Source organism: Paenibacillus sp. 37 (assembly GCF_008386395.1).
Taxonomy (GTDB): Bacteria; Bacillota; Bacilli; order Paenibacillales; family Paenibacillaceae; genus Paenibacillus; species Paenibacillus amylolyticus_B.
On record NZ_CP043761.1, the window covers coordinates 357,966 to 372,443 of the forward strand.

The following is a 14,478-nucleotide window of genomic DNA, read 5'->3' on the forward strand; positions in this document are numbered from 1 at the left end:
TCTAGATATCGATATACAACATGGAAAATCCCACTACAGAAAGGGGCTCACATGCAATGACTTACGTATCCTTTCCGGTATCCAGGAAGAAGGATTTCACCGCGATTGGCCGCTTGTGCATCGACTTGAACGCCAATGAGATCAATCGCCCGATGGAAGAGACGATGACGTTCACGAAATATGTGGGTGGCTCTCCGGCCAACATTACGATTGGCATGTCCAGGCTCGGTATGGAGACAGCTTTTATCGGCAAAATTGCAGGTGACCAAATGGGCAGATTCATCCAGAACTATCTCGAGAAGAACGGCATCGACACATCGAATGTGGTAACGGACGACACCGGAGCGGTAACGGGGCTTGCTTTTACCGAAATCAAAAGCCCAACCGACTGCAGTATCCTGATGTACCGGGACAATGTAGCGGATCTGTTATTACAGGCGCAAGAGGTGCAGGAGCAGTTGATCGCTGACTCCAAAGTGCTGCTAATCTCGGGCACAGCCCTTGCGCAGAGCCCATCCCGTGAAGCCGTATTGCAGGCACTAACGTATGCGAAGAAGCATGGCACGGTTATTGTGTTTGATCTGGACTATCGCCCATACACATGGACATCGGATGAAGAGACAGCGGTCTATTACAACCTCGCAGCCGAGAAATGCGATATCATCCTGGGCACACGTGAAGAGTTCGACATGATGGAGACATTCGACCACAATCCGGATCATAGTGATCAGGTGACTGCACAGAAATGGTTTGATTTTTCAGCCAACATCGTTGTCATTAAACACGGTAAGGAAGGGTCCATTGCTTATACGCGTGAAGGACTTTCTCACCGTGCGGACAGCTATCCGGCCAAAGTGGTCAAAACGTTCGGGGCAGGCGACTCCTACGCAGCTGGGTTCCTGTATGGATTGATGCAGGGCTGGACGATTGAGCGCAGCATGGCATATGGCAGTGGCGCAGCAAGTATCGTCATTTCAAGCCACAGCTGTTCGGATGCGATGCCAACGGTGGAACAGGTGAATGACTACATCGAACGTTGCAATCGGGGCGAGATCACCGTGTCTTGAAACTCGTTGCAATACTTTGAATAACACACTCATACAGATCAACATCAATGATATAAGTTCAACATAAGGGATCACACATAAGCGAAGGGAGACAGGGCTATGGGAAAAGGAATTTCTGAAGCGTCTGCAACAGCGACAATGGTACAAAACTGGATCGGAGGTGCCTGGGTAACCCCAGCGTCAACTCGTACGGAGCCGGTTGTGAATCCGGCCACGGAAGAAGTTATTGCACATGTGCCACTGTCCGAACAAGCGGACGTGGATCTGGCGGTTCAGACAGCACGAGAAGCGTTTAAATCCTGGAGCAGCACACCGGTTCCGCGCCGTGCACGTATTTTGTTCCGCTACCAGCAGCTACTGGTTGAACATTGGGAGGAGCTCGCCCGCCTGGTAACGCTGGAGAACGGTAAAAGTTATGCCGAAGCGTATGGCGAGGTATTGCGTGGCATTGAGTGCGTCGAGTTCGCGGCAGGTGCCCCGAATCTGATGATGGGTAAACAACTGCCTGACATCGCGACAGGACTGGAGTCAGGCATGTACCGTTACCCAATCGGAGTTATTGGGGGGATTACCCCATTCAACTTCCCGATGATGGTGCCGTGCTGGATGTTCCCGCTGGCTATTGCGTGTGGTAACACCTTTGTCTTGAAGCCGTCCGAGCGTACACCGCTGCTGGCAGGCCGCTTGGCAGAGCTGTTCAAGGAAGCGGGGCTTCCTGACGGCGTGCTCAACATTGTTCACGGTGCACATGATGTCGTGAACGGGTTGCTGGAACATAAGGATGTTCAAGCGATCTCCTTTGTCGGATCACAACCTGTGGCCGAATACGTCTACACTACTGCATCCAAGTATGGCAAACGGGTACAGGCACTGGCTGGTGCCAAAAACCACTCCATCGTTATGCCGGACGCCGATCTGGATCTAACCGTGAAAGAGATTACCAGTGCAGCTTTTGGTTCAGCAGGGGAGCGTTGCATGGCATGTGCGGTTGTTGTGGCTGTGGGTGATGTAGCTGACGAACTGGTACAAAAGCTGGTGGAAGCGGCAGACCGCATTACCATTGGTAACGGCATGGATGAGGGTGTGTTCCTCGGTCCTGTCATCCGTGGACCGCATAAAGAGCGTACACTCAGTTACATTGAAGCCGGAGAGCAGGAAGGCGCGGCATTGATCAGGGATGGACGTAAGGATCAGGCGACAGGTGAATCCGGTTATTTTGTAGGGCCAACGGTATTCGACCAAGTTGATAGCAATATGAAAATCTGGCAGGATGAGATCTTTGCTCCGGTACTCTCGGTGGCAAGAGTGTCTACGCTGGAGGAAGCCGTTGAGCTGGCGAACCGTTCTGATTTTGCCAACGGGGCGTGTCTGTTCACTCGCAGCGGGGCGAGTATGCGTCAATTCCGTGAAACAATTGATGCGGGCATGTTGGGTATTAACCTGGGCGTACCTGCGCCAATGGCATTTTTCCCGTTTTCCGGTTGGAAAAAGTCCTTCTATGGTGATCTGCACGCTAATGGCACGGATGGTGTTGAATTCTACACTCGCAAGAAGATGGTAACGGCGCGCTGGTAACAACCAGAGCATCACTCGGGCTAAGGGAACGCCTAGCCCATATGGACGCACATAGGGAGGATAACGGAATGGGCAAGGACAAAGTGAGAATTGGCATCATCGGTGCTGGACGGATCGGCAAAATTCATGCAGACAATCTCCTGCGTAACCCGCATGCCGAGATTGTGGGAATCAGCGACTTATTTGCAGGTCCTGAATTGGAGGCTTGGGCTTCCAACCGTGGCATCCCTGTTGTAACAACGGATAGTAGCCAGTTGATCTCGATGCCTAATGTAGACGCGGTGCTGATCTGTTCTTCAACCGATACACATGTGCCGCTGATCGAACAGGCCGCTCAGGCGGGCAAACATATCTTCTGCGAGAAGCCAGTCAGCATGGATCTGGCACAGACCCAAGCGGCTGTAGCGGCAGTTCAGAAGGCTGGCGTGAAGCTGCAAATTGGATTTAACCGCCGCTTCGATCACAACTTCAGACGGATACGTGCGCATGTGCAGGATGGTACGATTGGTGATCCACATATTATCAAAATTACTTCTCGCGACCCGAGTCCGCCGCCTGCGGAGTACATCCGGGTGTCTGGCGGGATCTTCATGGACATGATGATCCACGACTTTGACATGGCTCGGTATCTGTCCGGGAGTGAAGTGGAAGAAGTGTACGCTCAGGGCAACGTGCTGATCAATCCGGTCTTTGCAGAACATGGCGATGTGGATACGGCAATTGTTACGATGACCTTTGCTAATGGAGCGATTGGTGTTATTGATAACAGCCGTCAGGCTGTATATGGGTATGACCAGCGTGTTGAAGTATTTGGTTCGATGGGCAGCGCAGCAGCGGCGAATGATCATCCGAATACGGCTGAGATCAGTACAGCGGCCGGACTCATGCGCGACAAACCATTGCACTTTTTCCTGGAACGCTACAATGAAGCGTATGTACAGGAGACAGCCCTCTTTATCGATGCAATCATCCATGATACACCGGTTATCGTAGATGGCCACGATGCAGTACAGGCAGAACGAATTGCGCTGGCAGCGAAGATGTCGATGGAGCAGGGAAGACCTGTGAAGCTGAGTGAAGTCACTGGGGTGTCACTGGAATCGCAAACGGCAACGCCATAGTTGGATGATTAAAGTCACTTTTTTGAATAGAGCGCATGAATAGTCAAAGTTCTTGTTTTTATATGCATCAGGTTGTTATGGACGAATACAGAAAGGAGTGGATGACAAGATGTCAGAACGTATTGTGAAACCCGTGGTCAACCCGGAGGGAGACGGTACGCTTATAAACGTAACACCGGAATCGGCTGGGTGGGAATATGTTGGCTTTCAGGTAGCGAAGCTGGCGGAGGGGGAAACGCTAACCCGTGAGAGCGGTGATCAGGAACTCTGTGTAGTGCTTCTCAGTGGTTTCGCCAATGTAAGTACCCGGGAGCACACATGGGATAATATCGGAAAAAGAATGAGTGTTTTCGAGAAAATACCTCCGTACTCGGTCTACGTCTCAACTTCCGATCAAGTACAGATCACAGCACGTACCGAACTGGAAATCGCTATATGTGTTGCACCCGGTAAAGGCACGTACCCGGCTCGTCTCATTACACCCGAAGATGTAGGGGTAGAGGCGCGAGGGTATGGTAATCTGGAACGCCAGATTCACAACATTTTGCCGGAACAGAAGGAAGCGGACAGTCTGCTCGTTGTTGAGGTATTCACACCAGATGGGCATTGGTCCAGTTACCCGCCACATAAGCATGATCGAGACGCACTCCCGGATGAATCTTTGCTGGAAGAAACGTATTATTTCCGTGTACAGCCTGAGCAGGGGTTTGCCATTCAGCGTATATACACGGATGATCGTTCTGTGGATGAGACGCTAGCAGTGAAAAACGGTGAAGTGGTGCTTGTTCCGGACGGATATCATCCGGTAGGTGCTCCTCCGGGGTATGAGGTCTACTATCTGAACGTGATGGCCGGCCCTACTCGGACATGGAAATTCCATAACGACCCTGACCATGAGTGGTTGATGAAAAAGTAAAACAGTTCATGTTACGCACATTTTGCTCGCTTCAAGTTGCGTATGCAGACTTCCCCCTGCATAATGAGAAGAAGAGGATAATTATCTATGTATATTATATATAGCACAAATGGGGAAAAACAATGAAAGCAACCATATACGATATAGCACGCGAGGCGGGTGTATCCATTGCAACCGTCTCGCAGGTCATTAATGGCAAAGGCAAGATCAGTGAAAAGCGGCGCGCCGAGATTATGGAGATCATGGAACGCCTTCATTATCAACCCAGTGCGATCGCAGCTGCACTTACAGGTAAACAGACGTATACACTGGGGCTGCTCGTACCGGATATCTCAAACCCGTATTTCGCAGAACTCGCAAGAGCCGTGGAGGATCGAAGCCGTCAATTGGGTTACAGCGTGGTCATCTGCAGTACGGATAATAAGGACGAGCGGGTAGAGCGTTACCTGAATCTGCTCCAGCAAAAAAGGGTCGATGGCATGATGATCGGAACCGGGATCGATAATGCCGAAATTTTGTCACCCCTCTTGCAGCAGTCTATCCCTGTTGCTCTGATTGCCCGTCATATGCCATCCCTGTCGGTACATACGGTCACCATTGACGACATACTTGGCGGAGCACTCGCAGCGGATCATCTGCTTGAACTTGGACACACCCGTGTAGCGGTTCTGTCGGAACCGTCCAAAGTCAGCAGCAGTCAGGAACGTGTACGTGGATTCCGTGAAACGCTGATTAAGGCAGGTCATACGCTGGAACCGAATCAGATCCGAGAATCGGCAGCTGACTTGAGCTCGGCCAAAAAAGAGGCGTTACTGCTGCTCGGTGAGAAGGATCACCCGACAGGTTTGTTCTGTTGTAATGACATTCAGGCTATTGGTGCACTTCAAGCAGCCAAAGAGCTGGGTCTACGCGTGCCAGAGGATGTGTCCATTATCGGCTTTGATAATACCATTCTTGCTTCGGTAACCAGTCCACCGCTTACGACCGTTGCCCAGCCAATTGAAGAACTGGGACATCGCGCTGTAGATCTGTTGATTGAAGAGTTAAAGGATGAGCAAAAAGAACCGCAGAAGATTGTCCTGAAGCCCGAGCTGGTTATCCGAGAATCAGCAGGTCGTGTATTGAGCTGAAAACAATTAGGTTTCTGATGTAACCTGATCAGTTGTGCGGCCAAGTCTACGTGTGTCATATTCTTTTATGCAGATACGGGCTGCTTCATCCCTTATTACGAATATGTAACGTATCAACATAACAAACAAGCCGCATTCACCTTATAGGGGAACGCGGCTTGTTGATTTATATCTTGAACTTTTTCACTTCTTCAGCGAGTGTATTAGCTTGTTGGGCCAGTTCATTGGAGCGTTCCGAGATACTGGTAATATAATTGAACTGTTCTTGCGTTGAAGAGGCAACCTCTTCGGTGGAAGCGGCGCTCTGTTCGGACATGGCCGCAACACTGGAGATCACTTCAGCAATCTTGCCAGAGTTGTTATCCAATTCGGTTGTGGCAGAGGATACTTGTTGAAGCTGGGTGTCAATGCCTTCAATGGAATGCTTGATTCGCATAAATGAGTTGCGCATCTCATGTACAGCAGCAACCTGCTGTTCAATACCATGTTCAGCAGAATCGACCTCGCTCACACTTTGGTGGCTAGCCGCCTGGATTTCATTCAGCAACACGATGATGTCCTGAGCAGAGCCTGCGGATTGTTCAGCCAGTTTGCGTACTTCCTCGGCAACCACCGCAAATCCACGTCCATGTTCACCCGCTCTGGCGGCTTCAATCGAAGCGTTCAGGGCCAGCAGGTTGGTCTGGGAAGCAATACCTTGAATCATGCTGACGATGTCTTCAATCTTCTGTGATTTGTCTGCGAGTAGAGTGATTGATTCACCTACACGGTCAATCGATTGGCGGTTACCATCCGAAAGCTCCACCTGATGATCTACTGCTTGTAGTCCTGCTAGCATGGCTTCTCCTGCCTCACGCATCATCGTTACGGACTGCTCGACACTGCGATTGATGCCACCGACACTATCACTCATCTCTGACAGACGGCTTGAGCCATCATACACGGATTCAGCCTGTGCACTGGAACCTTGAGCGAGTTCATCCGTGGCGATGGAGATCTGCTCTGCGATGCGCTTGGTTTTATCTGTATGCTCCTGCATCTCACCCGAGATACTTTGTACGCGATCGGCAGAAGTCGTTACTTGCCTGAACAACGAGCTAAGTTGATCGGACATCTGATTGAATGCCATACCGAGTTCAGCGAATTCATCTTTGCCTTTGATCTGCACCCTTCCTGTAAAATCGCCACTCGACATTTGGAGGGAAGTCTCATGGAGATTTCTCAGTGGCTTGATGAAGAGTGTTGCGATCCAATAGGCACCTCCAAGTACAACCAATAATGTAATGGCGATAATTAGAATGTAATTGTTACGCAATTGATAATAGTCAGCATAGGCGAGTTTCTCAGATATGACTGAACCGACGATCCAACCTGTGCTTGGAATCTGCTTGAAGTAGAGAAGCAGATGTTCTCCGTTATATTGAAATGATTTTTGCCCTGATGGATTAGTTTGCATCTCAGCAAGTAACGGTCCCAATTGACCGTTGTCCACAGCTGAAGTACTTGCAAGATCAGCCTCGGGATGAGCTAAAATAACTCCCTTTTTGTCGAGCATAAAAGTGTAGCCTAGTCCATCCAGATTAATTTGGTTGACTGTATCGGTTAACTTGGAAAGTAGAATATCAGAAGCAACCACTCCACGTAATGCACCGTTTTCTGTCTTTACTGGCATGGCGATAGACACTGTAAATTGTTTGGATTTGTTGTCAAGGTAAGGGTCGGTAAAAATCAGCTTGTCCGCTTGTTTGGCCTCTTTATACCAAGAACGATCTCTGGGATCATAATCTGTATCTGGGACAAAGTCAGAACCGTTCATAAACTTGCCTTCCTCATCTCCGTAAAATATGTCCTCTAAATTGTTAGGGTTGGTACCCTTATACATGATAGACAAATAATCTTCATTGAGATCGGAAGCTGCAACAGCCTCCTGAATGACAAGGCCTAATGTTTCCACTAATTTCTCGTTTCCGTGTAACCAGCCGTCCAACTGAAATGTTGCGGTGGATATTAATCCTTCTAGTTTGTTGTTCACACTCTGAGAAGCTTGGTTTTCCGTCTGAACCAAACCAAGTGGTGCGAGCGCGCCTGCTGTAAGCAGAACAGTGACGAAGAAGGCCAACATCAATTTGAGTTTTAACTTCATACTTTTCCCCCTAGATGTCATGAATGTGTCAGTTTGTTTGAAGCTTATTATATATATCGTCAAATAATATTTAATCCTTAGGTGAGACCAAATGTATTTTGATTTGTGAATAGATGAGGGTTGGTAGGGAGAAAGAATGGAAATTGCAATTGAATAAAATGTGGGAAGATAACGAACACAAAACTGGTTTTATTTGATATATAATGTGTAAGGCTTCAATTCCAGGAGGAGGTTAGACTGTGAAAAACAGAATCAAATATATATGGGGTATCTCCATAATTATTGTTTTTTTAGCTATTGCAGTGCGTATGTATACTTCCGGTCAATACACCATGTATATCCCTAGCAAACATACGACGTTTCGAGCAGAGGTCACAGATCATATGACAATGCTGGATACATTGGATCGACTGACGATTAGGAAAATTTCCGACAATGAACCGTATAATGAAGATGATGAAATAACGATTACAGATCCCAAAGAGATTAGAGACATGCTGAAGCTATTAAAGGATGTTGATCTTAAAAGAGTACGGGAATTCGACGTTTCCGAAAGGAATCCGCATTACTATGAGTGGCGACTTACCATTAATAAAGAAGGTCGCTTTACCGATGGATTCGGACTGACGTTTTATAATGAAAATTCCATCTCCATCTACAATGAGGCGAAAACGAGAGACCAACTTGAGGACTACGAGATTACCAATGAGTTTGATCTGAATGAGATGGACCGCCTTTTTGGAAAGCTGAAGGAGGAGCAAACATGACCATTATATCCAACTATTATGTACGCCCTATTGACGAACAGGATATCCCTTTCCTGTGGGAAATGTTATACGCATCCCTGCATAGGAGAGATGGTGATGAACCTTTTCCAATCGAAAGTATTCATACTCCCGGACTGTCCAAATACGTTGAAGACTGGGGGAGAGAAGGGGATTTCGGATATGTTGCAGTTGACCAGCAGGGCAAGAGACTAGGTTCAATAACATTAAGATTCTATACGGATCAGAATGCGGGATACGGTTATGTGAATGCAGCTACGCCAGAGATGGGGATGGCTGTAACGGAAGATGCACGTGGAAAAGGAGTAGGGACCTTACTGCTTCAGACCGCATTAGATGAGGTTGAACGGCGGGGATTTGAAGCAGTCTCGCTTAGTGTTGACCCGGATAACCAAGCAATTCGCTTATATAGGCGGTTAGGATTCGTGGAGGAGTCCCTAAATGGTACATCGGTAACGATGGTGCGTGTAAGTAAACTTGAATCTTAAATGACGAGCGTTCGGATCACTGGCAAAACTGAGTAAGCCAAGTGGAACTGCAAAAGAAAAAGGCGCTTCCTCATGGGAACGCCTCCTTCTGTGTGCCATGTACAGCATCAGTATCTCTCTTATTCTACTTAGTCCGTATCACTTCAATATTATTTCAACAAAAATGCCAAAGCCTCGTCATACGTTTCCCATTGGAATTCAGTCTGGTGCGCCGACTCTTTGGAGATCCGATTCAATTGCATTTTGGCTATCGCACCACCTACGGCTACACTAGCTCGCTTCATCCCCCACTGTGCCAGTAGTTTCTGGTGTTCCACAATTTTTTCTTTTGTATCCTGAGGGAAAGCCTTCATGTTCCGCATATCTACTAGCACATCAAACGAATTTCCCAATTGTTCCGCTATTCTCTGGATTTCTGTATTCGTTTGTTCGACATGTTCAGGAGAAACAATACCTTCCCAGATAATTTCAATAATAGGTTTAGTTGAATCCAAACGTCTAACAGACATGTAGGCAACTCCTCGATAATAAAATAATATGTAATATATGAGACTATAAGCCTATTAATTATACCTTTTTATAGCGAGAATGAAAACTAAATTCATAATTTAGTGGTTCTTATGAACTACTTCTTCCTAGGGGAGTTAAATTCAGGGATTGTTATCATATCGTCATGGGGAGGAAGGTTGAATAGCTAAAAGCCACCCAGAGGTTGAACTCCAGACGGCTTCTACAACTGTACACGATAAAGTTAAGATAACTACTTAAATTAGAAGCCAATCTTCAAACTGTTACCTTCCGTTGCTACACCTTTGGAAAGAGAAATGCTCAGCTTTTGTTCTGCCGAGAAGCCTAGTGTTTCCCCATCATGCAGTGTGACGTCGTTCTCAACCACATACGTTGTGGTCATAAACATCATCTCAAATACATCGCTTAAGGACTCCGACGATTGCATAATCTCCATCTCTTCTTTTCCAAAGTTACGTAGTCCGTAAGTGTAAGCTGAGGCGCCTTCGGCATTTTGGAATAGTCCGATGAAAATCCAGAGCGAGACTGGCAACTCATCATGTTTGATCCCACGGCTGGTTTCGACATATTGACTGGCTTCAACAACAAGTGGGGCCATGTATATGGCCAGCGCGTGATCCAACTGTAACAAGGCACTTGCTGTTTGAGTGAACAGAACATGTCCATCAATAGCATTTGTTGCGTTCAGAACAGAGACAATAATCTGAGACTGGTGCCGTGAGGTAATTTGCTCCGCTTCTCGCCAAAGGATGTTGAGTTTGGCATTCTCTTCAACTTCACGGTCAGGCACAGGCGCGGCAATGTGGGCACATACCACCTGCATTCCATTCACTTCGAAAAAGAGATTGCCCTCCTCCGGGCGTTCTTCAATCTCGATATCCCATTCGTTCTTCATGTTCCTGATGAAGAGGTCAAAATCACAATCGTCACGCTCCAGCAGGACAAAACCCACGATGGTTTCACTGTAATTCGTCGATTCGACAGCACCACCTGCAGGTACCTTCTCCTTTTTGCGCCGCCGAAGCTTGTCAAACAATCCCATGACATGTTCTCCTTCCAATTCCAGAACGATTCTGGTCATTGTACACTGCTATCTATTCACTACCTTACCATAAAGGAGTTAACATGAATCGAAGCAATGCACCATTCGACAGAAATTACAGGAACAGAACGAGCAACAACGCAATGATCGCAGGCAAACCTTGTTTGATAATGATCGACCGTGAAGAAGTTGCTCCTCCATAAAGAGCCGCAATAATCACACACGCCAGGAAGAAAATCTGAATATGCTGTCCAACGGCAGCATCCGGATATAAGAGTCCCCAGATCAGACCTGCTGCAAGAAATCCATTGTAAAGACCTTGATTGGCCGCGAGGGATTTGGTGGATTTGGCGAATTCCGGCGTGAGATTAAAGGTTTTCATTGTGCGTGGACGAGTCCACATAAACATCTCCATCACCATGATATAGAAGTGTTCGACAGCTACAAGAGCTACAAAAATGATACTAATCAAAGGAAACACCTTGCTTTCTGATATGTAATTTATTTACTTGTCCATCCTAGTATAAGTGTTTGCAACAAGAACGGAAAGAGTAAATTTAATTTGTAACAATTTAATTGCGTATTATTAAAATAATATATCGTTTTCCAGTTGAGTTATTGATGTTGAAATTAAAAAATGGTTACAAAGGTAAGCATACGCCGATTGTCGACAATCCATTCATTGGGTAATAATGAACAATAAAGAAGTAATATTGCTCAGGAAAGGGAGGAGATTATTATGGGAACAGTTCAATTCGTCATGTTGGCTGATGATCCATCCACATTTGTAACCCGAGTTGTACCTTTTATCGACATTGAGCTTGCAGGAATTCCGGGTGACCGTCATTATGGTCTGCTTCGTCCGGCGGACTCACGTCAGAAAATCTACAAGCGTGGCACACCGATTGTGAATCGCCGCCAGATCAGTATTGTGTCTGAGGAAGAATGTGCTCTTATTGCTGAGAAAATGAACATTCCTGAAGTGCGTCCAGAGTGGCTGGGTGCCAATATACTGGTCCGTGGCATTGATCGATTGACGGAACTGCCTGCTGGAACGCGGCTCCTATTTCCAAACGGGACAGGGTTAATATGCGAAGGGGAGAACCTTCCCTGTGTACATCCGGGAAAAATGATTGAACAATTCTATGAACAGGACGGTTTGCGCAAAAAATTCGTGCCTGCGGCTCGCAAAAAACGCGGGATTGTATGCTCGGTTGAACGGGAAGGTGTGATTCACACGGGGGATACCATAGAAGTCATTCACCTGTCCTGATTTTCAAGACAGGTTTCTAATTGATCAGCTCTCAGCGCTCACCATGCGGATGTCTAGAGTGTAAGTATTCCTCTGGTGTACTGCCAATAATGGACTTGAAATCTCGGATGAAATGGGATTGATCATGATATCCAAGATCCTGAGATAGCTTAATCAGGTCACAGTGAAGACCGCGGTCCATCCATTCTGCAGCATTTTGTAGACGATACAACTTGATTACGGTTTTGGGTCCTATGCCCACATACTGATTGAACAGGCGTTGAAGCTTTCGGGTATGCATATTCCAATAAGAAGACAGATCATCTACTCTCAGCATCTCCCGGTTCTGTTCAATCTGTTGTACAATATCATGAACCATTCTCGCTTGAGCATCTTCAGCAGGAAGGTGTGCACATAATAGTTGGTCGATGTAATTGGTTTTATCCGCATCATCCCCCGCCCCAAGAAGCCGGTCTTCCAAGGATTCCGCTGTGACGTCCAGAATACTGGGGACATCCATCGGCTGTCCGTACAATGAAGAGACAGGAGCGCGGAGGAAGGGATAAAACCCTCCTGGTTTGAACTTCACGCCAAATACACGTCCTTTCCCGCTCACAAGATAGGAGAATTTACGTCCCGATGGTCCGAAGAAAAACGTATTGTTACGTTCCACAACCAGATTGACACAGGGGTTAGGCACGACATGTTGGGGATACGGTTCAAGTCCAGTCAGATCCCACGATACGATCCAGTAATGTTTAACAAAAGGGCGAAGTGCTTCGGAAGGAGCATGGCGTGTCAGTTGATATTTATGATCACCTTCATTCAGATTCAACAGGCCCATACTTTGTCTGTCTCCTTGTTCTACCTGTTTCATCTGAATCATCCCTCCTGCTCATCTCACATTATTTAGGTTCTCTGAACAACAATGCCCGCATAGCAAAACGGGGTAAAATGAGTTGCCTGCGCCATCTCGAAGGTTGACTGAGGAGGCGATAGAGCCATTCCAGGTTAAGCTTCTGCCATATCGCAGGGGCACGTTTGGTTCTGCCAGCCACGATATCGAGACTGCCTCCAACACCTATGGCTACACGAGCGTTCAACTGGTGGCGATACTTGTTAATCCAGTGTTCCGCATGGGGGGCGCCAAGAGCCACGATAAGAAAGTCTGGTTGAGCAGTACAAATCTCTTCCACAATCCGTTGTTCCTCATCTGCCTGGAAGTAACCATGGTGTCTACCCTTTACAACAACTCCCGGATAACGTTGCGCTATAACTTTTACGGCCTCTTCACTGACACTTTCTTCTGCTCCCAGCATGTAGAATGACCAGTGTTTTTGATCGCCTTCCTCCAATAAACGAAACAGCAGATCACAACCGGTTACCCGTTCAGTCAATTGTCCACCGCGGAAACGGGATACCATCACAATGCCAGCACCGTCAGCTGTGACCAACCCGGCTTGATCGACGACTTTCCGAAGAGATGCATTCTTTTGACAGGACATAACAATCTCGGGATTACCTGTGATGACATGGAAGAGTTCATTGCTTTCCTGATCTACGACTTTATCAAGGATTGCAACCGTTTGATCCATCGTGACATTGGGAAAAGGGATACCCATAATATTTGTTGATTGGCTCATATCTCATTTCCTTTCTTAATTAGTCGTATTACCTTGAACAGACCTGTTATTTCATTCCAGTTTAGTATATCTGATCTTCTAGGAAAGCACTATATGGGCGCAATCCTTTTGGAACATGGTATAACAACGTTCCCGAAAACATAAAGAGCTATATTTTACCTGTTGTCGCGTTTTTACAATACGGCCTTTGGGGTATAACGATAGGATAGGAGTGCGAGGTTGGCAGATCGCTTATCCAATACATAAAGGGAGTGAGTCCATGGAACTGAAATATGAATTTTATATCAATGCAGGACTGGAAGAGGTGTGGAATGCTCTAATATCACCAGACGGCACACGGAACAGCTTTTTCGGCAGCGAACTTCGCACCAATTTCCAACCAGGCCAGCCGTTTGCTTATGTAGGGCCGGGCAATGATGGTGCGGAGACTGTCCATGTGTATGGAGATATATTAGAATTTGAACCGTTGTCCAGACTTAGTTATCAGGAGCATCCTGGACCGTCGTACCATGCGAATCATGCCGAGCTTCAATCCAGAGTGGTCTTCCAGTTGGAAACTGTAGGTGAGTGTACGAAGCTGACGCTGATCAATGATCAATTTACAGATAACCATCCTTCCTTTGCGAATGCACAGAGCAGCTGGTGGATGATTCTAAGCAGCATCAAAACTTGGGTGGAAACGGGGAAAACACTGAATTTTGGCTGGTAGCTGGTGAGAGGCAGTCATTTAAGATTTATTTTCATAAAAATAAAGGCAATTACTATAAGAACCAGTGCTGTTTCAGCGC

The 14,478-nt window shown here is 47.0% G+C and carries 15 protein-coding genes; 9 read left to right on the top strand and 6 right to left on the bottom strand.

What is annotated here, in order from left to right; translation table 11 throughout:
- The first annotated feature begins 56 nt into the window (after positions 1-56).
- The 5 genes from iolC (at position 57) to F0220_RS01740 (ending at position 5,809) form a co-directional block, all read left to right on the top strand.
- Positions 57-1,067, top strand: coding sequence for a 5-dehydro-2-deoxygluconokinase (iolC, locus tag F0220_RS01720; protein ID WP_105602505.1), 1,011 nt, complete (start codon positions 57-59; stop codon positions 1,065-1,067).
- Positions 1,068-1,166: 99 nt separating this feature from the next.
- Entirely contained in the window at positions 1,167-2,642 is a 1,476-nt protein-coding gene (locus F0220_RS01725) for a CoA-acylating methylmalonate-semialdehyde dehydrogenase (protein WP_223199829.1), read from the top strand.
- Between the two features lie 68 nt (positions 2,643-2,710).
- On the top strand, positions 2,711-3,763 hold the full coding sequence (gene iolG, locus F0220_RS01730) for an inositol 2-dehydrogenase (RefSeq protein WP_105602507.1): 1,053 nt from the start codon (positions 2,711-2,713) through the stop codon (positions 3,761-3,763).
- Positions 3,764-3,872: 109 nt separating this feature from the next.
- Positions 3,873-4,679 (top strand): 5-deoxy-glucuronate isomerase, encoded by an 807-nt coding sequence (gene iolB / locus F0220_RS01735; protein WP_105602509.1) that lies wholly within the window; start codon positions 3,873-3,875, stop codon positions 4,677-4,679.
- Positions 4,680-4,801: 122 nt separating this feature from the next.
- Positions 4,802-5,809: a LacI family DNA-binding transcriptional regulator gene (locus F0220_RS01740; protein WP_105602510.1), complete on the top strand. Its 1,008-nt coding sequence runs from the start codon at positions 4,802-4,804 to the stop codon at positions 5,807-5,809.
- A 166-nt stretch (positions 5,810-5,975) separates the two neighbouring features.
- Here F0220_RS01740 and F0220_RS01745 read toward each other — a convergent pair whose 3' ends face one another.
- Complete coding sequence (locus tag F0220_RS01745; protein WP_181155622.1) at positions 5,976-7,952, bottom strand: methyl-accepting chemotaxis protein; 1,977 nt, start codon at positions 7,950-7,952, stop codon at positions 5,976-5,978.
- A 239-nt stretch (positions 7,953-8,191) separates the two neighbouring features.
- On the opposite strand from F0220_RS01745, the gene F0220_RS01750 reads away from it, so the two are divergent.
- A complete protein-coding gene (locus F0220_RS01750) occupies positions 8,192-8,719 on the top strand; it encodes a hypothetical protein (protein ID WP_105602513.1) in 528 nt (175 codons plus the stop codon).
- Positions 8,716-9,225: a GNAT family N-acetyltransferase gene (locus F0220_RS01755; protein WP_091019836.1), complete on the top strand. Its 510-nt coding sequence runs from the start codon at positions 8,716-8,718 to the stop codon at positions 9,223-9,225. The genes F0220_RS01750 and F0220_RS01755 overlap by 4 nt, the downstream gene beginning before the upstream one ends.
- Before the next feature lie 149 nt (positions 9,226-9,374).
- Here the strand turns inward: F0220_RS01755 and F0220_RS01760 are convergent, their stop codons facing one another.
- The 3 genes from F0220_RS01760 to F0220_RS01770 all read right to left on the bottom strand — a co-directional run bounded on the left by F0220_RS01760 (position 9,375) and on the right by F0220_RS01770 (position 11,267).
- Positions 9,375-9,734: a hypothetical protein gene (locus tag F0220_RS01760; protein ID WP_105602515.1), complete on the bottom strand. Its 360-nt coding sequence runs from the start codon at positions 9,732-9,734 to the stop codon at positions 9,375-9,377.
- A gap of 260 nt (positions 9,735-9,994) precedes the next feature.
- A complete protein-coding gene (locus F0220_RS01765) occupies positions 9,995-10,834 on the bottom strand; it encodes a DUF4261 domain-containing protein (protein WP_105602516.1) in 840 nt (279 codons plus the stop codon).
- Between the two features lie 76 nt (positions 10,835-10,910).
- Positions 10,911-11,267, bottom strand: coding sequence for a DUF1304 domain-containing protein (locus tag F0220_RS01770; protein ID WP_179198648.1), 357 nt, complete (start codon positions 11,265-11,267; stop codon positions 10,911-10,913).
- 267 nt (positions 11,268-11,534) lie between these two features.
- Between F0220_RS01770 and F0220_RS01775 the strand changes: the two genes are divergently transcribed.
- Entirely contained in the window at positions 11,535-12,068 is a 534-nt protein-coding gene (locus F0220_RS01775) for an MOSC domain-containing protein (protein WP_091019841.1), read from the top strand.
- 31 nt (positions 12,069-12,099) lie between these two features.
- Here the strand turns inward: F0220_RS01775 and F0220_RS01780 are convergent, their stop codons facing one another.
- Both F0220_RS01780 and F0220_RS01785 read right to left on the bottom strand, forming a co-directional pair.
- The gene (locus tag F0220_RS01780; protein ID WP_105602518.1) at positions 12,100-12,924 is read right to left on the bottom strand and encodes a helix-turn-helix transcriptional regulator; all 825 of its coding nucleotides are present in this window, start codon (positions 12,922-12,924) and stop codon (positions 12,100-12,102) included.
- A gap of 28 nt (positions 12,925-12,952) precedes the next feature.
- Positions 12,953-13,690, bottom strand: a complete 738-nt coding sequence (locus F0220_RS01785; RefSeq protein ID WP_105602520.1) for a WecB/TagA/CpsF family glycosyltransferase — start codon at positions 13,688-13,690, stop codon at positions 12,953-12,955.
- A gap of 259 nt (positions 13,691-13,949) precedes the next feature.
- Between F0220_RS01785 and F0220_RS01790 the strand changes: the two genes are divergently transcribed.
- Positions 13,950-14,399: an SRPBCC family protein gene (locus tag F0220_RS01790; RefSeq protein ID WP_091019847.1), complete on the top strand. Its 450-nt coding sequence runs from the start codon at positions 13,950-13,952 to the stop codon at positions 14,397-14,399.
- The last annotated feature ends 79 nt before the right edge of the window (positions 14,400-14,478 follow it).